Here is a 23839-nt window from a genome sequence, read left to right on the forward strand (position 1 = left end):
GTCCGGGCGTCCCGCGGGCCCGCCCGGGCCGGACCTACCCTGCCCCTGTGCCCCCGCCCGCCCGGGCGGGGGCCCCGTCCCCGGTTCTGGAGCCCTGCGATGACCGCCGCCCCGCCCGTCCGCCCGCTGTTCGCCGCCCTCGACATCGGCGGGACGAAGATCGCCGGGGCGCTCGTCGACGAACGCGGGGAGCTCTCCCACCGGCTCCAACTGCCCACTCCCGCCGCGCAGTCCGGCGCGGCCGTGCTGGCCGTGGTGCACCAGGTGCTCGACCGGCTCGCCACCGCGTCCGGCTGGGCCGCGGTGACCGCCGTCGGCATCGGCAGCGCCGGGCCGGTGGACCTGCGGCACGGCACCGTCAGCCCGGTCAACATCCCCGGCTGGCGGGCGTTCCCGCTGGTCGCCGAAGTCGCCGCGCACCCCGCCGTGGCCGGGGCGGCCGTCCCGGTGGCACTGGCCGGGGACGGCGTCGCGATGGCGGCCGCCGAGCAGTGGCGCGGCGCCGCGCGCGACGCCGCCAACGCGCTCTGCCTGGTGGTCTCCACCGGGGTCGGCGCCGGGCTGGTCCTGGACGGCGCGGTGCGGCCCGGCCCCAGCGGCAACGCGGGCCACCTCGGTCACATCAGCGTCGACCTGGACGGCGACCCCTGCCCCTGCGGCTCGCGCGGCTGCCTGGAGGGGATCGCCTCCGGTCCGGCGATCGCCCGGCGGGCCGTGGCCCGGGGCTGGCGCCCGTCGGACGGGGGCGAGGACCGCTCGGCGCGCGCCGTCGCCGCCGACGCGCTGGCCGGCGATCCGGTCGCGCTCGCCTCCTTCGACCGGGCCGCCCAGGCACTGGCCGCCGGGATCGCCGCCACCGCCGCCCTGGTCGACCTCGACCGGGTGGTGATCGGTGGCGGGGTCGCCGCCGCCGGCGCCCCGCTGTTCGACCCGCTCGCCCGCCACCTCGACCGGTACGCGGCGCTGCCCTACGTCCGGGGCCTCGACGTCCGCCGCGCCGAACTCGGCACCGACGCGGGCCTGATCGGCGCGGCGGCGCTCTGCCGTCCGGCGCCGGCGGGGCGTCAGGCACCCCCGGGCCCGCTGTAGCCGCCCCGTCGGCCCCCTCAGGAGAGGCCCCGCATGCCCACACCCGCCCGTCCCCCGTTCGCCCCGCTCCTTAACCCCGTCCGCGGCTACGCATGGGGGTCCATCACCGCCATCCCCGCGCTCACCGGCGCCCCGCCCACCGGCGAACCGCAGGCCGAGCTCTGGATGGGTGCCCACCCGTCCGCGCCCTCGCTGCGGGACGACGGCGCGGGCGCGGGCCCCCGCCCGCTGGACCGGCTGATCGCCGAGGACCCGGACGGCGAGCTCGGGCCGGACACCGTGAAGCGGTTCGGGCCGCGACTCCCCTTCCTGTTCAAGGTGCTGGCCGCCGACCGGGCGCTCTCGCTCCAGGTGCACCCGACCCGGGCGCAGGCCGAGGCCGGCTTCGCCGCCGAGGAGGCCCGCGGCATCCCCCGGGACGCCCCGCGGCGGATCTTCCGGGACCGCGGTCACAAGCCCGAACTGATCTGCGCCCTCAGCGACTTCGAGGCACTCTGCGGGTTCCGACCGGCGCCCGCCACGGCCGGGCTGCTGGACGCACTGGCCGTCCCGCTGCTCACCCCGTGGGCCACCGCGCTGCGCCACCGGCCGGCCGAGGAGGTGCTGCCCGCGATGCTGCGGCACGTCCTGGAGGACGTCCGCCCCGGGCCGGCCGAGCTCGCCACCGTGGGCGCGGCACTGCGGCGGGTCGCCGCCGGCGGCGGACCGTACGCCGCCGCCTGCGCCGCCTACGCGCGGGCGGCCCGGGACTACCCCGGTGACCCGGGCCTGGTCGCCGCGCTGCTGCTGAACCACGTCCGGCTCGGGGCGGGCCAGGCCCTGGCGCTGGACGCCGGGGTGCCGCACGCCTATCTGCACGGTCTGGGCGTCGAGTTGATGGCCAACTCGGACAACGTGCTGCGCTGCGGCCTCACCGGCAAGCACATCGACGTGGACGGGCTGCTGGCGGTGACCTCGTTCCGGACCGGTGAGCCCCCCGTGCTCACCGCCTCCCCTGCCGCCGGGCTCCCTGCGGACGGCTCACCGGCCCGTGGGGGGATCGAGGAGGTCTTCCCGTCGCCGGCCGAGGAGTTCCGGCTCTCCCGGCTGCTGCCCACCGCCGACCCCACCGGGATCGACCTGGCCGCGCCGCAGATCCTGCTCTGTACGGCCGGGCGGGCCCGGCTGCGGAGCGCCGCGGGCCACACCCTCGACCTGCGGCCGGGCGGATCGGCCTACCTGCGGCCGACCGGCGAACCGGTCCTCCTGACGGGCGCCGGCGCGGAGCTGTTCCGCGCCACGACCGGCTGAGCGGCGCGGGCGACCCACCGGACGACCCACCGGACGACCCACGGGACGACCCACCGGGTGAGCACCGGGCGGCTCCCACGGCCGCTTCCGGCCGCCGCCTCGTCGGGGTGTGGGGAGCGCGGCAGCCGGTCGGCGTCCCGGTCGGGTGCTCCGCAGTCGGCGGCGCCATTGCCGCCGCTGCCGACCCCACCGCCGCCGTCCTCGCCGCGGCCGCCCCCGTACCCGCCGTCCTCGCGTCGGCCACGACGATCGCGGCCCGGCCGGGCGCCCGGCGGTGTCCGCGGGCCCGGCCGCCGCGGCCTCGCCCACCGGTCCCGCCCGCGCTGCGGGTCATGCTCGTCCTACGGCCCCGCGGGCCCTGTCCCGGACGCGTCCGTGGTCCCGGACGCCCCGGATGTGCTGGATGTGCTGGATGTGCTGGATGCCGGCAGCGTCATCGGTGCCGGCATCGCCGCCGTCAGCGCGCCGAGGCGCGACAGCGTCGGCGGGCGCGGAGCGCCGAGCCGGGCAGCGGGCTGCGCGATGCCGACACCGGCACCCGCTGTGACGGCGCCGAGGCCGGCGCCTCGACCGCCTCGCCCGGGACGAACGCCGAGAGAAATCGGCGCTCGGACTGGCTGAGTTTACGGGAACGGCCCGATTCGCGGTCCCGGGCGACCACCACGGTGCGCGCCCGCATATAGGTGAGCGGATCGCGGCAGACATTCACCACCACATGCGCGGAACTCCGGCCCAGCCGCTCCACGGTCAGCCGTACCAGCAATGGCTCCGGCTGGTGGTGCAACTGTTCCAGGTAATCGATCTCGTGCCGTGCGATCAGGAATCCGGACGGAAAGAGGGATTCCCGGACGGCGACCTTGTGGTGGCAGAAGAGGTCGTAAATCCCCTCCTGGACGTAGGAGACCAGCCGGGCGTTGTTGATGTGCCCGTTCTCGTCCACGTCGCTCCACCGGGTGGGGCAGGTCAGGACGTGCGCGTTGGAGTGCGGCGCGCTCACGGCTTCTTCAGCCCGGCATCGCCCTGGCCGCCCGCTCCGGCGGGCAGCAGCGCCCGCCGCAACCGGGCGTAGTAAACGGCGTGTTCGGACGCCATCCGGGCCGCCGTCCACCCCTCCTCGGCGGCCTCGGCGGCAGCCTGGACGACCAGGCTGTCCAGCACCCCGTCGACGGCCCGGCAGAGGTCGGCGACCGCCGCCAGGCGCTCGGGGACGTCGGAGCCGCCGGCCCCGCCCCGGGCCGGGAAGGCCGCGAGGGAGTCCACGGCGAGCCGCAGCTCGTCCACGGCGACCGGCCGGATTTCCGAAATGCTATTACCCATGAGTTTCTCCCGAATTAGCTGAGGCATTCGTCGGATGCGTTCGAACGGACCGGTGCGGCACACACGCAAGCGAGGTACCCCCCGGTGCACTGGACGCTATCCCAGGCTGGGCACCGCATACGAGGTTTGGGCGGCCGCAGGGGAAACTGCCCACCATTGGAGTAGTTTGCCGGGGCATAAAATCTGCCGCATCAGCCGAATGCCACCCCGGGCCGTCACCCTGAGCGACCGTCACCCACTCCAACTGGCCCACCAGCGCGCCTTGTACACCTGCGTACCGCGCAGGGTCCGGGCACCGTCCGGACCGTGGAGTGCCAGGACGGAGGTGCACCAGGAGCAGGCCCCCGCACGGTCGGGGGCGGCGGTGAGCAGCCGCCCGGTGCCGGGTTCGTCGCCGACGCTCTTGATGTCACGCTCCGCGGCCTCGTCGGCGAACCGCACCCGGGTGAAGCGCCCGCCGGCCGGGTCGAACTGCCACAGGTGCTCGGCGGTGCTCACCCAGAACCGGCCCGGCGCGGCGAGCACCGGCGCGAGGTCGTGCCCGCCCGGCTCCGGCAGCGGGATGCTCCGGGCGGCCGTGAGCACCGGCGCGGCCGGTGTGCCGCCCACCCGGAGCGCGGTGAGTTCGTCGTCCCCCACCGCCCAGAGCAGCCGGGTGCGGCCGTCCCACTGGACGCCGTGCGCGCCCTTGAGCGGGTACACCGCGTGGACGGTGCTGCGCGGCCCCCGCGAAGCGGCGTAGAGCCGGACCCACCCGCCCGTGCTGGCCGCGACGGCGACGTTGCCGTCCGGCAGCAGCTCCACGCTGTGCGGGTTGGCGCCGCCGGTGTCGGCGGCCCAGTAGGTGCCGCCGGTCGCGGTGTCGACCACCGCCACCAGCCCGCCGCTGGCGGTGGTCAGCAGGTAGCGGCGCCCCCCGCGCACCCGGCTCTTCGCCTCGTCCGGCATCGACCAGCTGTGCGCCGGGGTGAGATCGGCGAGGTCCGCCGCGCGGTCCGCGCTCCAGGACCACACCACCGGCAGCCGGCCAGGCCCCCGATAGGCCATCAGCTCCTCGGCGCTCTGCAGCAGGAGCACGCTGCGCGATCCCTGGTCCACCACCACGACCGCCCAGCCCGGCCGCACCGGCAGGGCCGAGGCCGTCGGCGCACCGAGCCCCAGTGACACGGCCAGCCCCACCAGTCCCACTCGCCACCTGCGCACCCGCACCGTCCCTCCGCCGTCTCGACCCCGGGACCACCGTGCGTCGTGGCGACCGCCGCTGCCACCGCGGCACGCCCGAACGGCCGCCGGGAGCACGGCCGCTCGGTCGCCCCTCGGTCAGTGCCGTCCGGAGACGGCGTCCGCCAGCCGGGCGAGCGGTGAGCCGGTGGCCCGGCCGGTGGACTCCTGGCGGTCGGCGGCGTGGTACGCGGCGTAGAGGGCGTGCACACCGAGCCAGCGCAGCGGCTCCGGCTCCCAGCGGCGCACCCGGTGGCCGACCCAGGGCAGCCGGGTGAGCTCGGTGTCACGGCCGAGGACGAGGTCGCGCAGGGTGCGGCCGGCCAGGTTGGCGGTGGTGACCCCGCTGCCCACGTACCCGCCGGCCCAGCCGAGCCCGGAGGCGCGGTCGAGGTCCACGGTGGCGCACCAGTCGCGGGGGACGCCGAGAACCCCGGCCCAGGCGTGGTCGATCCGGGCACCGGCGGCGGCCGGGAAGAAGCTGTCGAGGATCTCGCGCAGCTGCCGGACGGTGGCCGGCTGGGTGGTCCCGTCCGCGTCGGTGCGCGAGCCGTACCGGTAGGGGACGCCGCGCCCGCCGAGCGCGATCCGGTCGTCCGCGGTGCGCTGCGCGTACATGTAGGCATGGGCGAAGTCGCCGAGGACTTCGCGGCCGGTCCAGCCGGTCCGGGCCCAGAAGGACTCCGGCAGCGGTTCGGTGGCGATCATCGCGGAGTTCATCGGCAGCCAGGTCCGCCGCTCGCCCCGGAGCCCGGCGGTGAACCCCTCGGTGGCGCGCAGCACGTGGTCGGCGGTGACCGTGCCGTGCGGGGTGACGGCGCGGGCCCGGCGGCCGGGGCCGCCCGGCTCGACGGCGGTGACCGGCGTCCGTTCGTGGACGCGGACGCCCAGGCCCGCCACCACCTCGGCGAGCCCGCGGGCCAGCTTGGCGGGCTGGACACGCGCGCCGTAGGGCGTCCAGGTGCCGCCGAGGGTGCCGGCGATCCGGATGCGCTCACCGGTCTCGGCCGCGGTCAGCAGCTGGACGCGGTCCGCGCCGAAGGAGCGCTCGGCCGCCGCGAAGGCCTGCAACCGGGCCAGCTGGGCCGGGGTCCGGGCGACCTCCAGGACACCGCCCCGGACGAGGTCCGCCTCGATGCGCTCGGCGGCGACGGTGTCGGCCACCTCGCCGACCGCCTCGTCCATCACCCGCTGCATCGCGGCGGCCGGCCCGGCCCCGTACCGGCGGGCGAAGGCCGACCGGCCGGCGAACCCGTTGTAGAGCCACCCGCCGTTGCGCCCCGAGGCGCCGTAGCCGCAGAACCGGCGCTCCAGCACGGTGATCCGCAGTCCGGGGTCGGCCTTCTTGAGGTAGTAGGCGGTCCAGAGCCCGGTGTACCCGCCACCGACGATGCACACGTCCGCGTCGGCGTCGCCCGGCAGCGCGGGCCGGGGCTCGGGCAGTCCGGTCTGCGCATACCAGAAGGAGACGCGGCCGTTGACGGCCGGGGATTCGTCGCCGGTGCGGTCCACGGGAACCTGCCTTCGCTCGGTGGTCTCCCCGGACGCTATGCCGCGGCGGTGCGCCGCGACCACCGACACGGTGGCAGGATCCGCGCACGCCGCCCTGCACTGTGTCAGAGCCTCCGCCGCCGGCCCGGTCGACAACTGTGGTTACCTGACAGCATTTCGGTAACTATAGTTACCACCATGTCGACACCCGAGATCACCGCCCCGGAGCGGGCGGCGCTCGCACGGATCCTCCAGGACGCCCTCGGCCCGCCCGCCCCGGCCGCGCACACCGGGCACCACCGGTGCGCAGTGGACGCCGTCGAGGTGGCCCTGGCCGTGCTCGACAGCCGCAGCCGGAGCGTCACCGCGAAGTGACGGCCGCCCGCCCCCGGACCGGCCGGCAGGGCGCCGGCCGGTCCGGCCCGCGGCGGGTCAGCGCGAAGCGCCCGCTCCCGCGCCGATCGTCGAGCCCTCGATGGGCGCCGACAGCGGGATCGTCTCCCCGGCGAAACCGGCCTTGACGAACTGCCAGGTGAGCCCGTTGATCACGCCCTGGCCCAGTGGCGCGAACCTGGCGAAGGCCGGCTGGCTCAGGTCGAGGTGCGTGGAGTCACAGGACGGACACTTGTCCCGGACCGGGACGGTGACCGTCTTGCCCTGATAGGTCACCTTGACCGAGATGCCCTTGCACAGCGGGTCGTTGTTCGGATTCGCCGAAGTCCACCAGGTGTGCGAGACCGCCACCAGCATCTGGTTGGACGCGTTGATCTGGGTGCCGCAGGCGCCGTAGCCGGCGTCGTTGTAGTAGGTCGCCTTGCCGGTCATCGGCTTGTTGATCGGGATCGCGGCACTGGCCGAACCCGCGGTCAGGGCGATCAGCGCGGCGGCGGCGAGCGGAGCGCCGGCCAGGATCCTGAGGTTCTTGACGACTCGCATGGTTCCCTCCGATTGTCGGTGCGGACGGCATGACCGAGTACGGGCGGGCCGGCGGCCCCGCGGAAGCTCCCGAGCAGGCCGAATCGGCTTGCGGTGCAGTGGAGTTCGGGCACGTCCGACCTACCCAGGGAAGGACCGTATGCCGGACGCCGAGGGGAGGTCCATACCTTTGATGTGTTGTCATGAACACAAAGCAGGAAGCTTTACGAAAGCGGCCGAAGGCGGGACGATACGTGACCGCAGAGCGGACGACGCGTTGTCAGTTCACGCGTCCCACTCCCCGGAGGCCCCCTTGCGCATCCCGTCCCGCACGCCGTCCCGCACCCCGCTCCGCCCCGCGTTCCGCGTTCCGCTCCGCAGCGCCACCCTCGGCGCCGCCCTGCTGGGCGCGGCCGTCCTGACCGGCGCCACCGCGACCCCGGCGGCGGCCGTGCCCCGGGAGGTGAACCAGGGCTACGTCATCCCGGTCGGCGGCATCACCGACCTCGGCGCGCTGCCCGTCCTCGGCAGCCTCGGGATGGACTTCGCCCGCCTGCTCGGGCAGCCCTGACCCATCCGCTCAGCACCGGGCGGCCGGCCCCGGCACCGGCCGCCCGACACTCCCGCACTCCCGCACTCCCCACCCCGGCACCCTCAGGCCCGGCCGCGCACCCCCGGGGCGGCCAGCTCGAACAGCCGCCCGGAGAGCGGGTGTTCCCCGCTCCGGGCGGTGGTGATGAACAGCGTGTCCAGCCCCGGCCCACCGAAGGCACAGCTGGTCGTCCGCGGCGCCGGGACCTCCACGGTGTCCAGCAGCCGGCCCTCCGGCGAGAGGCAGTGCACCGCCCCGCCGTCCCAGAACGCCACCCAGAGGTTCCCGGCCTCGTCCAGGGTCATGCCGTCGGGCATCCCCGGCAGGTGGGAGACGTCCAGCGAACGGATCCGGCGGCCGACCGGGCCGTGCTCGGGGTACTCGTAGAACTCGATCCGCCGGGTCGGGGTGTCGATGTGCCAGAGCCGGTCCGGCTCGGGCCAGGCCAGGCCGTTGGGGATGGCCAGGCCGTCCAGGATCGGCCGCACCGAGCCGTCGGACTCCAGCCGGTACAGCAGCCCCGGCTGCTGCGGCCCGGTGCGCTGCATGGTGCCCGCGACCGGCCGGCCGTACGGGTCCCGCTTCCCGTCGTTCATCCGGCGGTCCGGCCGGTCGGCCTCGACGGCGGCGAGCAGCTCCGTCCGGCCGGTGGCGGTGTCCAGCGACTCGAACCCGCGCTCGGTCGCGAGCACCGGGCTGCCCTCCGCGGCCGGCATCAACGTGCCCGGGGTGACGTCCAGTTCGAGCACCGCGAGCCGGCCGCTCGGACGGTGGAGGGTGAGGACCTCGCGGTCCGGGATGCCGATCCAGTGGATCGACTGCGCGGCCGCATCCCAGACCGGGCCTTCACCGAGGGTGAGGCAGGGGGTGTCGGCGACGGGTTCGGCACGCATGGGCATCTCCTCGGTCTGGACGGCGGGCTCGACGCGACGGGCTCCCGGAAGCATCGCACCCGCCGACCGGATCGGCAGGTGCCGGGGTGCGGCGGATTCACCGGATGAGCCGCAGGCCGCGGTCGAACAGCGTGACGAGCTGATTCCGGACAGTGACGATCAGGATCGGGTCAGCCCCCGGCGATCACCTCCCCGGCGCCGCCGCGCACCGCCACCCTGGTCTCGGCACTCTCGCGTGCCGCACCTACAGGGGAGGGCAGTTGAGGGGCACCGCCGGCCGAGTGGACCTACTCCGCACCGAGGTCGAGAACGGCTTCACCGAACTGCGCGGCACCGGTGACGCCCTGCGCACCGAACTGCTCAACGCCATCGTCGACGGCCTGCGCGACCACCGCGACGAGATCGTCACCGCGCTCACCAGGGAGCGGCAGTCCGCCGAACAGGCCGACCGCGACACCCGGCGATTGCAGCGCCGGCTCACCGAGGCGCGCGAGGAACTGCACCGCCTCCAGCTCCGGGCCGCCGAGGCCGCCCGGCCCCGACCCGAACCCGTCGACCCGCCGGATCCCACCTACCTCCCCGTGAAGGAGACGCCCGTGCCCGAGACCGCCCACGCCGAGGAGAGCAGCAGCCCGTCCCCCGGCATCACCGCCGAACAGGCGCAGCAGCTCATCGACCTGCTCGCCCGGCTCACCCCCGCCGAGGCGGCCGCGCCTGCGCCGGACCGGCCCGCCGCCGACGCGCCGCCCGCCGACGCGGGCGGCGTCGCCGACCTCATCCCCGCCACCCTCGCCTGGCCCGCCCACGTGGCCACCCTGCTGAAGGCCGCCGCCGTCAACACCGTGGCGATCGCCTGCAACCCGCACACCTGGGAGTTCCTCGGCACGCGGGTCGAGGGCGCCGAACACTTCGACCAGCAGGAGGCCGCCCACCGCCCCCGCGCCGCCTTCCAGGAGGACGAGGCCGACACCATCCTCTCCGGACGCAGCGTCATCGCCCTCCTCAACGCCCTGCGCACCACCGTCCACGCGGGCACCGGCCAGGACGTCGAGACCTGGGCCCTCGCCGTCACCTGCTACGAGCGCATCGCCGAAGTCGTCAACTCCACCCGCCCGGCCCGCGACGACCACGAGTCCACCCGCCCCCGCATCGTCCTGGACGACCTCACCGCGAAGACCACCACCTGACCCCGCCCCCACCGGACGGCGGCACCAGGCACGGCGTGGTGACACTGAGCGCCATTCGGCTGCCACTGGTGCTGTCGACAGCGGCGACATACCGACTTTCGGGGTGGCGAGCGGAGAGAGTGGCGTACGGCTTCGCTTCCGTTGCCTCCTGGAACACGGTGATCGCCAGCCCCTCCTTCATCAGCACGTCCCGGGCGCGGCGGACGACCTCGTTGTGCCGGGCCCCGGGCACATCGCCGTGAACGGCGTACAGCAGGGTGAAGCGGTCATCGGGCGCCTGCTCACCGTTCTCGCCGACGCACCGGTGAAAGTCCGCCGCCTCCGGCTCGCCATTGATCTGAACACCGGCCGTCTGTGCGAGGTGCGCCATGCGCTGGCGCGCCGCCATCAACACCCCTGCCACGACAACCCTGCTCCGCGACCGCCACCTCACGAGGAGGCAGTCGGCGGCATCAGGCACGGCGTGGTGACGCTGAGCGCCATCCGGGCGTCCCCGGTGCTGAACACCGTCGCGACGTAACGGCTCTCGGGGTGGCGGGCCGTAACGGTGGAGTTCGCCGGCGCGGTCGACGTCTCGCGATAGCCGGAGACCGTCAGCCCCTCGATCTTCAGCAGGTCCCTGACGCTGCGGACGACCTCGTTGTGCCGCGCCGCGGGCACATCGCTGTGGACGAAGTAGGCCAAGGTGAACCGGTCGTCCGGTGCCGATTCGCCGTTCCGTCCGGTGCAGGGCGTGAACCGGGTCTCCTCCGGCTCGCCATTGACCTGTATACCGGCCGTCTGTGCCAGGTGCGCCATGAGCTGGCGCGCCCAGTCCAGCGCCTCCTGGCGGGACTTGACGGGCAGTGGATCGTTCTTCCCGGTACCGGGACTGGACATGCAAGCTCCAAGGGTCGCCGCCATCAGCACCCCTGCCACAAGGCGTTTCAGCCGAATTCCGGCAGCGGGCCGGCGGGTGGACGGGCAGGTCATGAGTGCTCTCTCCGGAATCGACTCAGTGCCAGACGGGGATGATCCCTCCGATGTTGATCTCCTTGGGTTCGACCTCGGGCGGTACGCCAGCAATGATCTTTCCTTGGTTGTAGAGGCTCGCCGAGTTCTCGTCCCAGTAACCGCCATGGCCCGAGGTGTCGGTGTACAGGTTGTGGCCGCCGAACCCGATGTTGTGTGGTCCGGGCCCCAGGGTCATCCCGCTGTAGAGGCGCGTCGGGTCGTCCTCCGCCTCCGAGATCCAGACATGGTCGGGATCAATGTGCAGCTGCTCGGCCTGGTCGACTCCCATGCCCGGACTGCCGAGGGTGACGATGTCGTCGGCGTGCAGACCGTCACCACCGGCGGCAGCCACGCCGACCGCATAACTCCCGTAGCTGTGTGCCACGTAGGTCAGATGTGTCTTCGGCTCGCCGTGCGCGACACGCAGTCCGTCCGAGAACCGCCGCATGTCATCGGCTCCGTCGGTACCGCGCCGCGGATTGACCGCCTCCGGGATGCTCTCCGGCGTGTCGTACCCGAGGTAGGAGATCACCGAGACCGTCTCGTCAGCGCTGTTGGCGGCACCCTTCGCATAGGTCTGCAACTGACGAATGCGGTCGATCTGCCCCGGGACGCCGTTGAAGTCGGTGTTCGTCCCCGGGACGAACACCGCCGTGTGCGTGGCCTTGTCCGGATTGCCGGTCGCGACGATCGCCCGCCCGTCACCCTCGTAGGCCTCGGGATCGATGCCCAGGAGGAACAGCTGATGCATCTCGTCGGCCCCGTCCGCGCTCGCGTCGAGCTTCTTCTTGACCTCCGTCAGCGCGGCCTTGCGTTTGTCGTAGGCCGACTGGTCGAGTCCCAGCGAGGCAGGGGTGCCGGCCTGCAGCGCATCGAGCTTCTGGTCCAGCACGAGCCGGTTGGCCTCGTCCCGGGCCACCGCCGGCAGTCCGTCCAGACTCCCGATCCTGGCCGCGTTCAGGGCCAGGTAGCTATCCTGCTGGTCAGGCGTGAGGCCCTTCCACCATTCGGCGTTCGCCTTGGGGTCCTTGCCGTCCGGGATGTAGGCGTCGGTCAGACCGAGGTCCTTGACCACGTCCGCGACATCGGTGCGGGTCTCGGCCATCGCACCGTTCGCCCGCTGGGCGGTGAGGATGTCCGCGCCGAGTCGGCCCAATGCGGTGTTGCCCTGGTCACTCGCTCGCTGCGCCTCCTTCACCGCGGCATCGATCCGCGCCTGGAGTTCGCCCTTGAGGCCGACAAGGGTGCGACGGGCAGCCTGCGCGTCCGGGTCGTTCCGCTCCTCGGGGGCTTCCGACGGGAGGCCGAGCGCGCCGTCGGACGACACCGTGAGGCCGGCGTCCTGCGCGCGGTGCACGGCATTGGAGAGGTTGGTCTGCGCCTGGTACATCCGGTCGGCGACCGTGTTCAGCGTGAGCGCGACCGACTCGGCCTCGACCCGGATGATGTCCAACTGCTGCTCGGTGCGCGACATGAACGGGAACGCCGCTTCGGCGTCGGCCCCCTTCCAGTGCTGCCGCAGTGGTCCGTCGACCTGGTGACGATGGCGGGCCCCCGTGCTCTCCATCGCGTGGGCCAGAGCCTTCCAGCCCTTGGCGGCATCACGCAGTCCGTGTGGGTCGAACCTCACCAACAACTCGTAGGGGCCGCTCACTTCGCCCCCTGGGTCGCGCTCCACGCGCCGGCGACCGCCTGCTCGTTGTGCAGGTGGGCCGCGGCGTTGGCGTGCAGGTTGGCAGCGGTGTCGGTGAGCCGTTGCCGGAGTGTGCCGAGCGGGCCCGCCCAGCCGCTCCCGAGTAGACCGAGACCGCTCGCCACCGACCATCCGGCGAGTTGTCCCGATGCCGTGGTGGCCGCGGTCAGTGCGGTCCGGCTCGGCTCGGTGAGTTCCTCTGCCAGGACAGCCGCCACGTTCGCGGAAGTGTCCAGCTCGCTCGGACTGATGGCAACGTCGTCTGCCATGTGTCTCCCCCCGGAGTCAACGTCAGATGAGTGTGGGTCGCCGATTGGTGGGCGAGCCACGCGTGCGCTACGTGTCGGTAAGAATACTCATTCGATACGCTCGTACCCGTCTCATTCGGCCGATCCGCTGGATTCCCACACCGGAGTGGGAAGTCGGACCGGCCGGCTTCCCACTCCTCCGCTGGTCCGTGGCGAGGGCTACATGGGGGTGGCGAGGGGGACGGTGATCTGCTTCAGCCAGGTGTGGGTGGCGAAGTCGCGGGCCTTGAGGACGACGCGGTCGTTGTGGACCTCCACCTGGAGGCCCTGGTTGAAGGTGCCGGGCACGGCCGACTCGCCGCCCTGGCCGTTGTCGGTGTAACCGGTCTGCACGGCACCGGTGTTGACCACCGAGAAGCCGTCGAGGTTGGCGGTGCCCGGGACGACGCGGCGGACGTACCAGTCGGAGAGGCCGAGGTCCCAGTGGGTGTGGCCGCAGAAGACGAAGACGTCGCGGTGGCGGCCGAGCAGGCCGAGCAGGCGGTCCGCCTGGAGGTAGTCGTGCAGGTAGAGGTTGTTCCGGCTGCCGGAGACGGTGTTCGGCAGCGGGTGATGGGTGATCACCATGACCGGCCGGCGGCGCTGCGCCCAGTGGGTGAGCCGCTGTTCGAGCCAGGTGAACTGGGTGTCGCTGAGCCACACCTCGTCCCAGAGCTTCGGGTCGTGGAAGTGCATGTAGCGCTCGGTCCCCAGGGTCAGCACCGGGATGCCGCCGAAGACGTGCTCGGAGAAGACGGTGCTGCGGCCGGCGAAGGTGTAGAAGCTGCGGAACAGCGAGTCCTCGGTGGTGCCGTTGGGCCAGGCGGCCTGGTCCAGGGTGGCCGGGTCGCGCCACTTGGGCACGTAGAACTCGTGGTTGCCGATCGCCCAGGCGACCGTCGCCGGGTGGCTCGTCCTGGCGAACTCGGCCCGGACGGCGGCGTATTCGGCGTCGTAGCCGCGCGGGGTGATGTCACCGGCGACGGCGAGGCCGGAGGAGGCGGGGTTGGTGGACCTCATGTCGCGCAGCGCCACTCCGAGGTCGCCGAGGTCGCCCTGGATGTCGCTGATGACGTTGAAGGTGGTGACGGGGCCACCGGCGGAGGGCCGCGCGGCGGCCGGGGTCGCGGTGACCGCGGTGGCGGTCACCGCGGTCACGGCTCCGGCGGCGGCGGTGCTGAGCAGGGTCCTGCGGTCCACGGGTACGTCCTTCCGGGGGAGGGCGGCGCCGTGCCGGACGGACCGGCCCGGCGCCGCCTGTGGGGATCAGACCCGTTATCTCTAAGTGATCACGCTGAACGGACCGGTGGAGACGGTGTGTATACCGCGTGAACGGCTCCCCAAGCGCCGCACCCCGGCGTGGGTCCGGGTCCGGACCCGAACCCGGACCCGGACCCACGGGGTGTCAGCTCAGGGCTGCCGCCAGGAGAGCGGCCGCCTTGGCGACCAGCGGCTCGTCCGCCGCCGCGTCGGCGTCGCGCTGGGTGGACAGGACGGCCAGGACGACGGGCGTGCGGTCCGGCATCCAGGCGATGCCGACGTCGTTGGTGGTGCCGTACTCGCCGGTGCCGGTCTTGTCCGCGAGGGTCCACTCCTTGGGGAGTCCGGCGCGGAAGCGGGCGGCGCTGGTGGTGTTGGCGAGCAGCCAGTCGGTCAACTGCCGCCGGTCCCGCGGCGCCAGCGCGTCCCCGAGGACCAGCTTCTGGTTGGTCCGGCCGATGGCGGCCGGGGTGGTGGTGTCCGTCGTGCGCTCCGGTTCGGCGGAGTTCAGCGCGGGCTCCCACCGGTCGAGCCGGGTCACCCGGTCGCCGATGGACCGGCAGAAGCGGGTGATCGCCGTCGGACCGCCGAGCTCACGGAGCAGCAGGTTGTCGGCGGCGTTGTCGCTGTAGTCGATGGCCGCCGCGCACAGCTCGGCCACGGTCATGCCGTTCGCGAGGTGCTCGGGCGTGCCCGTGATCGGGGCGTAGCCCGAGTCCTTGACGTCCTGCTCGGTGTACCGGATCCGCCGGGCGAGGTACTCGCCACCCCGGTCGAGGTCCCGCAGGACGGCCGCGGCGGTGATCGTCTTGTGCACGGAACAGATCGGGAAGCGCTCGTCGGCGCGGTACGTCACGGTGCGGCCTGTGACGGTGTTGCGCCCGAACACCCCCAGCCGGGCGCCGTGCTCCCGTTCCAGGTCGGCCAGGGCCCGGCCCACCGCGTCCCCACCCGCCGGAGCGAGGCCCGCCGCATGGGCCGACCCGCCTGCCGACACACCGGCGGCGAGTACCGCCCCGGCACCGAAGGCCAGCACCGCGCGACGCCCGGGGCGCCCTGCGAAGGTCTCCACGATCGCATTCTCCTCTTGTTCGGCAACGATCCTTCGGAACTCAGGACGCCCCGGCAGCCCCACCGGTTCACCCGCTTCCCAACGGATCGTCCGACGAACGGCCCCGGCCCGCCCTCACGGGGCCCGCCGGGCTCAGAAGCCGGTCGTGTCCAGTACCAGCCCCAACGGCGCGGGCAGGTGCAGCGAGGTACCGAACGGATGGGGCCCTTCCACCCGGGTGTAGCCGAGCCGGCCCGGCTGCGAGAACAGCGTGCAGGTGCGTTCCTGACGGTCGACCAGGAGGTAGACCGGGGCCCCGAACTGCGAGTAACGACGCCGCTTGGCGGTCCGGTCGGTCTCACCGTTCGACGGCGACGTCACGTCGACGACCAGCACGGTCTGATCCGGCAGGAGCGCGCCCTCCGTCTTCGCCAGTTCGGCGGGTACGACCGCGAGGTCCGGTACGTAGAAGTTCTGCGTCCCGGGCAGGTCGAGGTTCCCGGAACCGGCGCGGAGGCCGAGTTCGCGCATCCGGGGCCCGATCTGCTCGCGGATCAGGTCGACGGCGGTCTCGTGGGCCCAGGACGGTGACACAGGGGTGATGACTCCCTCGACGATCTCGACGCGCTCACCCGCGATGTGCTGGATCGCGTACTTCAGGGCCTGCTCCGGATTCGGCACCCCGCTATAGTCACCCGGACCGGCATGCGCGGTGCTCACGTGCTGCTCTCCTGTTCGGATCTCAATCCCCTACGGAACAGTGACAGTTAGTCGCTTCCTCGGTGGCCAGGCCGACACGGCCGAGGCACTGGGCGAGCCCCGGCCCGCAGAGACACAGGAGGAGCCGAGGCGCTCAGTAACGTTACTAGGAGACACCGCCCGGCGTCGGCGGCGCTCCCGGGACCAGACGGCCCCCAGGGCCCGGAGGCGGTGTTCGACCGTGGTCGGGCGGCTCTCCTCCCGGGCGGGTCGGCCGGGTTAAGCTCACCGTCGTACGCATGCCACACATTCAGGGGGGACCTGTGATCGGCGAACTGCTTCCCGCGGCGGTCGTGGTGGAGACGGCCTACGACGACCCGCCGCAGGCGCGGCTGGAGCCGGCGGAGGAGGCGGTCGTCGCCCGGGCCGTCGAGACCCGGCGGCGGGAGTTCACCACCGTCCGGTACTGCGCCCGCCTCGCGCTCGGACGGCTCGGCGTCCCGTACCGGCCGCTGGTACCCGGCCTGCGTGGCGCGCCGAGCTGGCCCGACGGGGTGGTCGGGAGCCTCACGCACTGCGCCGGTTTCCGGGGTGCGGCCGTCGCCCGGGCGGGCGAGGTCGTCTCGATCGGTATCGACGCCGAGCCGGCCGAGGCGCTGCCGGAGGGGGTGCTGGACGCCATCGCGCTGCCCGGCGAGCAGGAGCGGAACGGCAAGCTGCTCGCGGACCACCCGGGGCTGCCGTGGGACCGGCTGCTGTTCAGCGCCAAGGAGGCCGTCTACAAGGCGTGGTTCCCGCTGACCGGCGTCTTCCTGGAGTTCTCGGAGGCCGACATCACGCTGCGTCCGGACGGCACCTTCCACGCCGTCCTGCTGGTTCCGGGCCCGGTGGTGGACGGACACCGCCTCGGGGGCTTCGACGGGCGGTGGGTCGTCCGGGACGGGCTGCTCGCCACCGCGATCACCGTCCTGCCGGGGGCACGCGGCTGACGGGGGCACACGGGTCGTACGTGGCGGCCCGGGCCGTCGGGGCCTGGGCCGGTTCCGGGACTACTCGGACGGGTGGGGCCGGAACGGCCGCCTGACCTGCCGGCGGCCGGCCCGGCTCAGAGTTTGAACAGCTTGTCGTAGGGCTGCACGACTCGCACCTGGTGCGAGCCGAAGTCGACCAGGACCGCGCCCTGGCCGGCGGTCTCGGTGCTGATGATGCGGCCCAGACCGTACTGGTCGTGGGTCACGCGGTCACCGGCCTCGAACTGCTTGAGGGGCGGTGGGACCTCGCTTCGGAAGGGACTGGTGGGCAGGTGGCGTCTCGGCGCAGGTGATTTCGTCATCCCTGGAAGTATGCGCCCAGTTCGCGGTCCCCGGCCGCACCGGGGCGCCGAATTCCGGGATCCGCCCGGGCCGCCGACCGTCCGGCGCCGGCCCGCCGCGAGGGTGGCCGAGCGAGCGCGACGGCCCGCCGGGACACCCCGTTCCTGCGCCGTTCCCCCCGCGTTCCGGCCCCGTTCCTGCGCTGTTCCCGGTTGCCCCCGGCCGCCGTCCGGCTCCGCACCGGGCACCGCCGGCGGTGGCCGCCACGCCCCGTGAGGCCTCCCGTACGGGGTGGGAGAGTTCGGACGGTCGCTTGACAAAGCCGGATCCAGCCGCGGCAGCACGGGACTGGGCGCCCGGGCGAGTCGCCTCCGATGGCGGGGAACGCGGGCGCGTCCCGGACCGGGGCGCGGCTCAGGCCAGGGCGTCGCAGAGGCGGACGAAGGTGCGCCCCTGCGCCAGCAGCGCCGGCAGGGCCGCCGCGAAGCCCGGCGCCGTCCCGCCGCCCGGGTGGTTCATATGGGCGATCACGATCGCCCCGGGCGGCGCGGCCGCCACCTCGCTGCGGACCTGGGCGGCGCTGAAGGTGGCGCCGCCGTCGCCGTTGACGGTGAAGCCGGCCGCGCGTTCGCCCAGCCCGGTGACGATCCGGGTGGCGACGTCGTCGTAGTGGGCGGTGCCGGAGCGGAAGAACCGCGGCGGCCGGCCGAGCAGGGCGGTCAGCTTCGCCGCGTTGCCCGCGATCTCGTCGTACGCCTCGCCCACGTCCCGGGTGCCCGCGATCCCGTACGCGGAGCGGCCGGCGACCGAGAGCGGCCGGTGCGCCGTCCCGTGGTTGGCGATCTCGAACAGCGGGTCACCGGCCAGGGCCTCGAACTCGGCGGGGTTGGCGTCGATCCAGCGGGCGTTGAGGAAGAGCGTCGCGGGGACGTGGTTGGCCCGGAGGAGGTCGATCAGGTCCGCGTCGTAGCCGGAGCCTCCGGGGCCTCCGCAGGCGTCGAAGGTGAGCGCGGTGGTCCGTGCCCCGTCCGGCAGCCCGGTGATCACCCCGGACACCTCCAGGCCCCACTCCTCGGGCACGGCGTCCCCGTAGCGGGCCACCACCTCGGCGCGCCCGACGGCGGGCGCGGGCACCGGCGGCTCCGGCACGGCGGGCGGCCCGGCGGCGGGGGCCGGGGCTTCGGCGGGGGACGAGGCGGTGGCCGGGGCTTCGGCGGTGGCCGAGACAGTGGGCGAGGTGACGGCCGTCGTGGCGGAGGCGGTGGCCGCCGCCACGGGCTGCGCCGTGGGCTGCGTCCCCGGTCCGGCCACCGCCCCGGCGAGGGGCCGGCAACCCGCCAGCGCGCCGCCCGCCGCCAGCACCAGGACCGTCCGACGACTCAGCCCCATGCGCCCATTCCTCCACACTCCGTCATAAAGTCAGACGAACCGCCTGTCTGTTTCTATGAATACCGATCGGCTGACACCCGCAACTCCACGCCCAGGTCGGCCCGCCGCTCCCCCGGCCGCGTGCGAACCCCCGGCGGCGGGTCCGGACGCGGGTCCGGACGCGGGTCCGGACGCGGGTCCGGACGCGGGTGTGGACCCGGCTCCGGAGCAGGAAGTCGGCCGGTCCGACGTCCTACTCCGGACAGCCCAGCAGCGCCCGGCCGACGGTCCGGCCGGGCCCGCCGACCGAGGAGCCCCCGTGCCCGAACCCCGCCCCACCGACCCCCGGCCCGGCGATCCACACCCCACCGGCCCACGCCCCACCGGCCCACACCCAGCCGGCCCGCACCGCGCCGGCGCCGTCCGGACCATCCTGTCCGGGCTCGCCCTCGGGGAGTCGCCCCGCTGGCACGACGGCCGGCTCTGGGTCTGCGACTGGGGCGCCCAGGAGCTGATCACGGTCGGGCCCGACGGCCAGGCCGCCGTCGCCGCCACGGTGCCCTCGTTCCCGTTCTGCATCGACTGGCTGCCCGGGCCGGACGGCCGCCTGCTGGTCGTCGCCGGCGGTGACGGGCGCCTGCTGCGCCAGGAGGCGGACGGCGCCCTGGCCCCCTGCGCGGACCTGCGCCCGCTCTCCGACCGGCCGTGGAACGAGGTGGCCGTGGACGGGCGCGGCAACGCCTACGTCAACGGCATCGGGTTCGACCTGATGGGCGGCGAGGCGCCCGCGCCGGGCCTGATCGCCCTGGTGGCCCCGGACGGCGAGGTCCGCCGGGTGGCCGACGGCCTGGCGTTCCCCAACGGCATGGCCGTCACCCCCGACGGCTCGACGCTCCTCGTCGCCGAGTCCTACGCCGCCCGGCTGACCGCCTTCACCATCGGGCCCGGCGGCGACCTGACCGACCGCCGGGTCTGGGCCGAGGTGCCGGGCTCGGCACCGGACGGGATCTGCCTGGACGCCGAGGGCGCGGTCTGGTTCGCCGACGTCCCCGGCCGCTGCTGCGTCCGGGTCCGCGAGGGCGGCGAGGTGCTCCGGCGGATCGAGCTCGACCGCGGCTGCTTCTCCTGCGCCCTCGGCGGCCCGGACGGCCGGACCCTCTTCCTGACCGCCGCCGAGTGGCCGCCCCCGCCGGGCGCCCGCACGGGCCGGCTCCTGGCCGTAGACGTGGACGTCCCGGCCCACCGTCGGTGAGCCGTCCCCGCCCGGGCCGACGTGACGCGGCCCCGACGACGGTGCCCGGTCGACCGGGCGCGCGTCCGGCGTGCGCGCGCACGACGGCTCGCCGGTCAGGCCGGGACGGCGGGCCGGATTCCGTCGAGGATGGCCCGCGCGCCCCGGTCCACCAGGTCTCCGGCCAGGTCCGCACCCAGCCGCTCGGGCTCGCTCGCGGGCCCGGTGACCGATCCGGTGACCTGGCGCCGCCCGTCGAGCGAGGTGACCTGGGCGAACAGGTGCAGCGTCCCGTCGGGCCGGGTCGTGGCGCAGGCGCCCACCGGCACGCTGCACCCGCCGTGCAGCTGCGCCAGCAGGGACCGCTCCGCGCGGACCTCACGGTCGACGGCGCGGTCCCCGACGGTCGACAGCACGTCCCGGACCGCCCGGTCGTCCACCCGGACCTGGATGCCCAGCGCGCCCTGGCCCGGGCTCGGGGGGAAGAGGTCGAGGGGCAGCGGTTCGCCGATCGCGTCCTGCCGGCCGAGCCGGTTCAGACCGGCGACGGCGAGGACCACGGCGTCCAGCCTCATGGACCGCAGCTTCTCCAGCCGGGTCGGCACGTTGCCCCGGATCGGCACCGGGACGATGTCGGGGCGCACGGCGAGGAGCTGGGCGATGCGACGGGCCGCGCCCGTGCCCACCCGGGCCCCGTGCGGGAGCCCGGCCAGCGTCGATCCGCACAGCGCGTCGCGGACGTCCTCCCGGCCCGGCGGGGGCAGCAGCATCAGGCCCTCGGGATTCGCGGTCGGCAGGTCCTTCAGCGAGTGGACCACCACGTCCACGTCCCCGCGCAGGAGGGCGGCCTCCTGCTCGGTGCTGAACGCCGACCCGCCGCTGACGGCCGAGACGTTCGCCAGCAGCGACGTGCGGTCCCGGTCGCCGCCTTCGAGGATCACCCGCTGGGTGAAGGCGATCTCCGGGAACCGGCCGCGCAGCGGGGCCAGGAAGTCGCGCACCTGCGTCCGGGCCAGGGCGCTTGCACGGGAGCCGACCAGGTACGTGGGCACGGGAACCAACTCCTACGGTTGACTGCCTGTCAGTTCCATCGTAGGCGGGGCAACCCGCTGCCTTTACAGACAGCGCGTCGGAAACGGGCCGCACCCGGCGGGCCGGTCGCCCCGGCGGGCCAGTCGCCCCGGCATACCGGCGTGCCCGCCGGCCGGCCTCCCGGGCACCTTCACCGGGCCGACCCGCTGCGGCCCGGCCCGGCTCACCGGCGGTTCACCGGCGGGGGTAGGGGGCCGGGCGTGCCGACCGGGTGTCCGCCCGCCGCCGGTGTCCGCCCCAGACCGGAGGCTCCGATGACCGACCGCGACGCCGACACCCCCACCGAGCCCGCCCGATCCGGCTCGCCCCGGGCCGGCTCACCGCAGACCGACCCGGTCCCGGCCGGGGCACTGACCGAGCGTCCCGGGCCCGACCGGCGCGGCCTGCTCCGCACCGGGCTGGCCACCGGCGCCGTCACCGCCCTCGGCCTGGCCGCCGCCGCACCCGCCGGGGCAGCCGACGCGCTGCCCGACCGGACGATCACCCTGGCCGGCCATCTCCCTACCGGCGCCCCCGACTTCGTCCTCCTGCCGTTCGACGTCCCGGACGGCGTCCGGGAGATCGCCGTCTCCTACAGCTACGACCGGCCGACCGTCCCCGCCGGGACACCCGGCAACTCCTGCGACATCGGCCTCTTCGACGAGGGCGGCACCGAACTCGGCGGGCGCGGCTTCCGCGGCTGGTCGGGCGGGTTCCGCACCGAGTTCACCGTCGCCCGCGACCGGGCGACGCCCGGCTACCTGCCCGGTCCGATCCGCCCCGGCCGCTGGAACATCGTGCTCGGCCCCTACCAGGTGGCACCCCAGGGGCTCGACTACCGCGTCCAGGTGACGCTGCGGTTCGGCCCGCCCGGGCCGGAGTTCACCCCGTCCTACCCGCCGGAGCGGGCCCGTGGCCGGGGCCGCGCCTGGTACCGGGGCGACTCCCACCTGCACACCGTGCACTCCGACGGGCGCCGGCTCCCGGCGGAGGTGGCGGCGGGTGCCCGGGAGGCCGGGCTGGACTTCATCGTCTCCACCGACCACAACACCACCTCCGCGCACGGCGTCTGGGGGCCGCTGGCCGGGCCGGACCTGCTGATCGTGCTCGGCGAGGAGGTCACCACCCGCAACGGCCACTGGCTGGCGCTGGGCCTGGAGCCGGGCCGGTTCGTCGACTGGCGCTACCGGGCGCGCGACGGGGAGTTCCCGCGCTTCGCCCGGCAGGTCCGCCGCCAGGGCGGCCTGGTGGTGCCCGCGCACCCGTACTGCCCGTACGTCGCCTGCCAGTGGAAGTTCGGCTACCAGGACGCGGACGCGGTCGAGGTCTGGAACGGACCGTGGACGTACGACGACGAGTCGGCGGTGGACACCTGGGACGCACAGCTCGCGGTCGCGCTGCGCGAGGGGCGGCCCTGGCTGCCGGCCGTCGGCAACAGCGACGCGCACAGCGCCCCGCAGGTCATCGGCTCCCCGCACACCGTCATCCGGGCCGAGGACCTCACCCGGGCGGCGATCCTCGACGGGCTCCGGGCCGGCCGCAGCTGGCTGGCCGAATCGGCCGCCGTCGGGCTCGACCTCACCGCCACCGGGCAGGGCCGCCAGGCGGGCATCGGCGAACAGCTGACCGTTCCGGCGGACGCGCCGGTGGACGTCCGGCTCGCGGTCTCCGGCGTGCCGGGCGGCACCGTCCGCCTCCTGACCGACGAGGGCCAGTTGCACCAGGAGTCGCTGCCCGCCGACGGCGCCGGCACGGTGGTCTGGCGCACCACCGCCTCGCTCGCCGCGTACGTCCGGGCGGAGGTGCGCCGGCCGAGGGCGGACGGGACGCCCGGCCGGGGCAACGCGATGGGGCCGGACCTCCCGTGGGGGCCGATGGCGGCGCTGACCAACCCGATCGTGCTGCGGACGCCGAAGCGGTCCGGGGACCGTTAGCGTCGGTCCGGCGATTCCCGGGACGATCGGTGGGAGGAGTCGTGGAGGTGCGGTGGGGGCGGCGGTCCGAGGACCGACGGGGGGAGGACTCGGAGCACCGGCGTGGACTAGGTTGATCTCCGACAGCAGTCGGTCGTGGGGACGAGGCGGCCGGCTGTCCGTAGCCGGGTCCGGCCGCCGTGCCAGGGCCCGGCCGCCGGTTCGTCTCCGGTCGGCCCGGTGCGCCGGCCGCCCCCCTCCCCCGGTTACCCCGTCCCCCCGGCCCGCGAAGGGATCAGCAGCTGTGAACCGTACGACCGTAGGTGGGCCGAAGCTCGGGGGCGGTCGGGGCGCCGGCGGCGTCGTCGTCCTCGCCGACCCGGCCGGGGCCGGGAGCGGCGCGGTCGCACCCCTGCTGGCCAACTCCCTGCACCCGAGCGTGCTCCTGCGGGCGGACGACTTCCGGCGGGCGATCCGGCAGGGGTTCGTCCCGTCGCACCTGCCGCAGGCGCACCGGCAGAACGAGACGGCCCTGGCGGCCGCGATCCAGGCCGCCTTCGCCTTCGCCACCGGCGGCTACCAGGTGGTGCTGGAGGCCACGGTCGCGCCGCCGGCGCTGGACGTGCTGCGCCGGGAGAGCCGGACGACCGGGGCGCCCCTGCACTACGTGGTCCTGCGGCCGTCCGGCGGCCCCGGGGAGTCGGACCCGCCGGACCGGCACGACGTCGACGTCGCGGCGGAGCCCAAGGCGACGGCCGGGACGGTGCTCGCCGGCCTGGGCCGGGGGGCCTTCCTGCTCGGCTGGTGAACCCGACGGAGGCCGCCCCCGGCAGCCCGGTGGACGCGGCCCCCGGCCGAACCTGACGACGCGCGGCCCCCGGCACCCCGATCCACCGCGGGGGCGGGGGGGGGCGTGGTCCCCGGGCGGGGGGGGGGTGGGGGGCCCGCCATAAGGCGCCGCGCCG

Annotated in this window: 25 protein-coding genes; 9 read left to right on the forward strand and 16 right to left on the reverse strand. The window is 74.5% G+C overall.

Annotated features, from left to right (window positions below; all coding sequences use genetic code 11):
- The first annotated feature begins 99 nt into the window (after nucleotides 1-99).
- Together ABT263_RS31440 and manA are read left to right on the forward strand one after the other, a co-directional pair.
- On the forward strand, nucleotides 100-1089 hold the full coding sequence (locus ABT263_RS31440) for an ROK family protein (RefSeq protein WP_352295532.1): 990 nt from the start codon (nucleotides 100-102) through the stop codon (nucleotides 1087-1089).
- Nucleotides 1090-1122: 33 nt separating this feature from the next.
- Nucleotides 1123-2379, forward strand: coding sequence for a mannose-6-phosphate isomerase, class I (manA, locus tag ABT263_RS31445; protein ID WP_352295534.1), 1257 nt, complete (start codon nucleotides 1123-1125; stop codon nucleotides 2377-2379).
- 457 nt (nucleotides 2380-2836) lie between these two features.
- Here the strand turns inward: manA and ABT263_RS31450 are convergent, their stop codons facing one another.
- The 4 genes from ABT263_RS31450 to ABT263_RS31465 all read right to left on the reverse strand — a co-directional run bounded on the left by ABT263_RS31450 (nucleotide 2837) and on the right by ABT263_RS31465 (nucleotide 6429).
- Nucleotides 2837-3487 carry an acyl-CoA thioesterase gene (locus ABT263_RS31450; RefSeq protein ID WP_352295536.1) on the reverse strand — a complete coding sequence of 217 codons (651 nt, stop codon included), beginning with the start codon at nucleotides 3485-3487 and terminating at the stop codon, nucleotides 2837-2839.
- Nucleotides 3373-3696, reverse strand: a complete 324-nt coding sequence (locus tag ABT263_RS31455; RefSeq protein WP_329486396.1) for a hypothetical protein — start codon at nucleotides 3694-3696, stop codon at nucleotides 3373-3375. Before ABT263_RS31455 ends, ABT263_RS31450 begins: the two co-directional genes overlap by 115 nt.
- Before the next feature lie 231 nt (nucleotides 3697-3927).
- The gene (locus ABT263_RS31460) at nucleotides 3928-4884 is read right to left on the reverse strand and encodes a DUF6528 family protein (protein ID WP_352295538.1); all 957 of its coding nucleotides are present in this window, start codon (nucleotides 4882-4884) and stop codon (nucleotides 3928-3930) included.
- Between the two features lie 132 nt (nucleotides 4885-5016).
- Nucleotides 5017-6429 carry an NAD(P)/FAD-dependent oxidoreductase gene (locus ABT263_RS31465; RefSeq protein WP_352295540.1) on the reverse strand — a complete coding sequence of 471 codons (1413 nt, stop codon included), beginning with the start codon at nucleotides 6427-6429 and terminating at the stop codon, nucleotides 5017-5019.
- A 177-nt stretch (nucleotides 6430-6606) separates the two neighbouring features.
- On the opposite strand from ABT263_RS31465, the gene ABT263_RS31470 reads away from it, so the two are divergent.
- Nucleotides 6607-6783, forward strand: a complete 177-nt coding sequence (locus ABT263_RS31470; RefSeq protein ID WP_352295542.1) for a hypothetical protein — start codon at nucleotides 6607-6609, stop codon at nucleotides 6781-6783.
- Nucleotides 6784-6840: 57 nt separating this feature from the next.
- Here ABT263_RS31470 and ABT263_RS31475 read toward each other — a convergent pair whose 3' ends face one another.
- Nucleotides 6841-7344: a cysteine/serine endopeptidase inhibitor gene (locus ABT263_RS31475; protein WP_329486399.1), complete on the reverse strand. Its 504-nt coding sequence runs from the start codon at nucleotides 7342-7344 to the stop codon at nucleotides 6841-6843.
- 292 nt (nucleotides 7345-7636) lie between these two features.
- Here ABT263_RS31475 and ABT263_RS31480 point away from each other — a divergent pair, with 292 nt between their 5' ends.
- On the forward strand, nucleotides 7637-7894 hold the full coding sequence (locus ABT263_RS31480; RefSeq protein WP_352295544.1) for a hypothetical protein: 258 nt from the start codon (nucleotides 7637-7639) through the stop codon (nucleotides 7892-7894).
- An 83-nt stretch (nucleotides 7895-7977) separates the two neighbouring features.
- Here ABT263_RS31480 and ABT263_RS31485 read toward each other — a convergent pair whose 3' ends face one another.
- Nucleotides 7978-8808 (reverse strand): SMP-30/gluconolactonase/LRE family protein, encoded by an 831-nt coding sequence (locus tag ABT263_RS31485; protein WP_352295546.1) that lies wholly within the window; start codon nucleotides 8806-8808, stop codon nucleotides 7978-7980.
- A 281-nt stretch (nucleotides 8809-9089) separates the two neighbouring features.
- Here ABT263_RS31485 and ABT263_RS31490 point away from each other — a divergent pair, with 281 nt between their 5' ends.
- Nucleotides 9090-9995, forward strand: a complete 906-nt coding sequence (locus ABT263_RS31490; RefSeq protein WP_352295548.1) for a hypothetical protein — start codon at nucleotides 9090-9092, stop codon at nucleotides 9993-9995.
- Here ABT263_RS31490 and ABT263_RS31495 read toward each other — a convergent pair.
- The 7 genes from ABT263_RS31495 to ABT263_RS31525 all read right to left on the reverse strand — a co-directional run bounded on the left by ABT263_RS31495 (nucleotide 9973) and on the right by ABT263_RS31525 (nucleotide 15960).
- Nucleotides 9973-10398, reverse strand: a complete 426-nt coding sequence (locus tag ABT263_RS31495) for a hypothetical protein (protein WP_352295550.1) — start codon at nucleotides 10396-10398, stop codon at nucleotides 9973-9975. The two genes, ABT263_RS31490 and ABT263_RS31495, sit on opposite strands and share 23 nt — an antisense overlap.
- A gap of 26 nt (nucleotides 10399-10424) precedes the next feature.
- Nucleotides 10425-10967: a hypothetical protein gene (locus tag ABT263_RS31500; protein ID WP_352295552.1), complete on the reverse strand. Its 543-nt coding sequence runs from the start codon at nucleotides 10965-10967 to the stop codon at nucleotides 10425-10427.
- A 22-nt stretch (nucleotides 10968-10989) separates the two neighbouring features.
- Nucleotides 10990-12642, reverse strand: coding sequence for an alpha/beta hydrolase (locus ABT263_RS31505; protein ID WP_352295554.1), 1653 nt, complete (start codon nucleotides 12640-12642; stop codon nucleotides 10990-10992).
- The gene (locus ABT263_RS31510) at nucleotides 12639-12950 is read right to left on the reverse strand and encodes a hypothetical protein (protein WP_352295556.1); all 312 of its coding nucleotides are present in this window, start codon (nucleotides 12948-12950) and stop codon (nucleotides 12639-12641) included. Before ABT263_RS31510 ends, ABT263_RS31505 begins: the two co-directional genes overlap by 4 nt.
- Before the next feature lie 198 nt (nucleotides 12951-13148).
- Nucleotides 13149-14168: a metallophosphoesterase family protein gene (locus ABT263_RS31515; RefSeq protein ID WP_352295558.1), complete on the reverse strand. Its 1020-nt coding sequence runs from the start codon at nucleotides 14166-14168 to the stop codon at nucleotides 13149-13151.
- A 205-nt stretch (nucleotides 14169-14373) separates the two neighbouring features.
- Nucleotides 14374-15300 carry a class A beta-lactamase gene (bla, locus tag ABT263_RS31520; RefSeq protein ID WP_352295560.1) on the reverse strand — a complete coding sequence of 309 codons (927 nt, stop codon included), beginning with the start codon at nucleotides 15298-15300 and terminating at the stop codon, nucleotides 14374-14376.
- Between the two features lie 132 nt (nucleotides 15301-15432).
- On the reverse strand, nucleotides 15433-15960 hold the full coding sequence (locus ABT263_RS31525; protein ID WP_352295562.1) for a Uma2 family endonuclease: 528 nt from the start codon (nucleotides 15958-15960) through the stop codon (nucleotides 15433-15435).
- Nucleotides 15961-16301: 341 nt separating this feature from the next.
- Here ABT263_RS31525 and ABT263_RS31530 point away from each other — a divergent pair, with 341 nt between their 5' ends.
- Nucleotides 16302-16967 carry a 4'-phosphopantetheinyl transferase family protein gene (locus ABT263_RS31530; RefSeq protein ID WP_329492031.1) on the forward strand — a complete coding sequence of 222 codons (666 nt, stop codon included), beginning with the start codon at nucleotides 16302-16304 and terminating at the stop codon, nucleotides 16965-16967.
- A 116-nt stretch (nucleotides 16968-17083) separates the two neighbouring features.
- On the opposite strand, the gene ABT263_RS31535 is transcribed toward ABT263_RS31530, so the two are convergent.
- Entirely contained in the window at nucleotides 17084-17311 is a 228-nt protein-coding gene (locus ABT263_RS31535; RefSeq protein WP_329486410.1) for a hypothetical protein, read from the reverse strand.
- A gap of 394 nt (nucleotides 17312-17705) precedes the next feature.
- Nucleotides 17706-18680 carry a polysaccharide deacetylase family protein gene (locus tag ABT263_RS31540; protein WP_352295564.1) on the reverse strand — a complete coding sequence of 325 codons (975 nt, stop codon included), beginning with the start codon at nucleotides 18678-18680 and terminating at the stop codon, nucleotides 17706-17708.
- 298 nt (nucleotides 18681-18978) lie between these two features.
- Here ABT263_RS31540 and ABT263_RS31545 point away from each other — a divergent pair, with 298 nt between their 5' ends.
- Nucleotides 18979-19911, forward strand: a complete 933-nt coding sequence (locus ABT263_RS31545) for an SMP-30/gluconolactonase/LRE family protein (RefSeq protein WP_352295566.1) — start codon at nucleotides 18979-18981, stop codon at nucleotides 19909-19911.
- 95 nt (nucleotides 19912-20006) lie between these two features.
- Here ABT263_RS31545 and hemC read toward each other — a convergent pair whose 3' ends face one another.
- Complete coding sequence (gene hemC / locus ABT263_RS31550) at nucleotides 20007-20942, reverse strand: hydroxymethylbilane synthase (RefSeq protein ID WP_352295568.1); 936 nt, start codon at nucleotides 20940-20942, stop codon at nucleotides 20007-20009.
- A gap of 294 nt (nucleotides 20943-21236) precedes the next feature.
- On the opposite strand from hemC, the gene ABT263_RS31555 reads away from it, so the two are divergent.
- Both ABT263_RS31555 and ABT263_RS31560 read left to right on the forward strand, forming a co-directional pair.
- Nucleotides 21237-22895 (forward strand): CehA/McbA family metallohydrolase, encoded by a 1659-nt coding sequence (locus ABT263_RS31555; protein WP_352295570.1) that lies wholly within the window; start codon nucleotides 21237-21239, stop codon nucleotides 22893-22895.
- Nucleotides 22896-23178: 283 nt separating this feature from the next.
- The gene (locus ABT263_RS31560; protein ID WP_329486417.1) at nucleotides 23179-23682 is read left to right on the forward strand and encodes a hypothetical protein; all 504 of its coding nucleotides are present in this window, start codon (nucleotides 23179-23181) and stop codon (nucleotides 23680-23682) included.
- The last annotated feature ends 157 nt before the right edge of the window (nucleotides 23683-23839 follow it).

This window comes from Kitasatospora sp. NPDC001603 (assembly GCF_040298365.1).
GTDB lineage: Bacteria > Actinomycetota > Actinomycetes > Streptomycetales > Streptomycetaceae > Kitasatospora.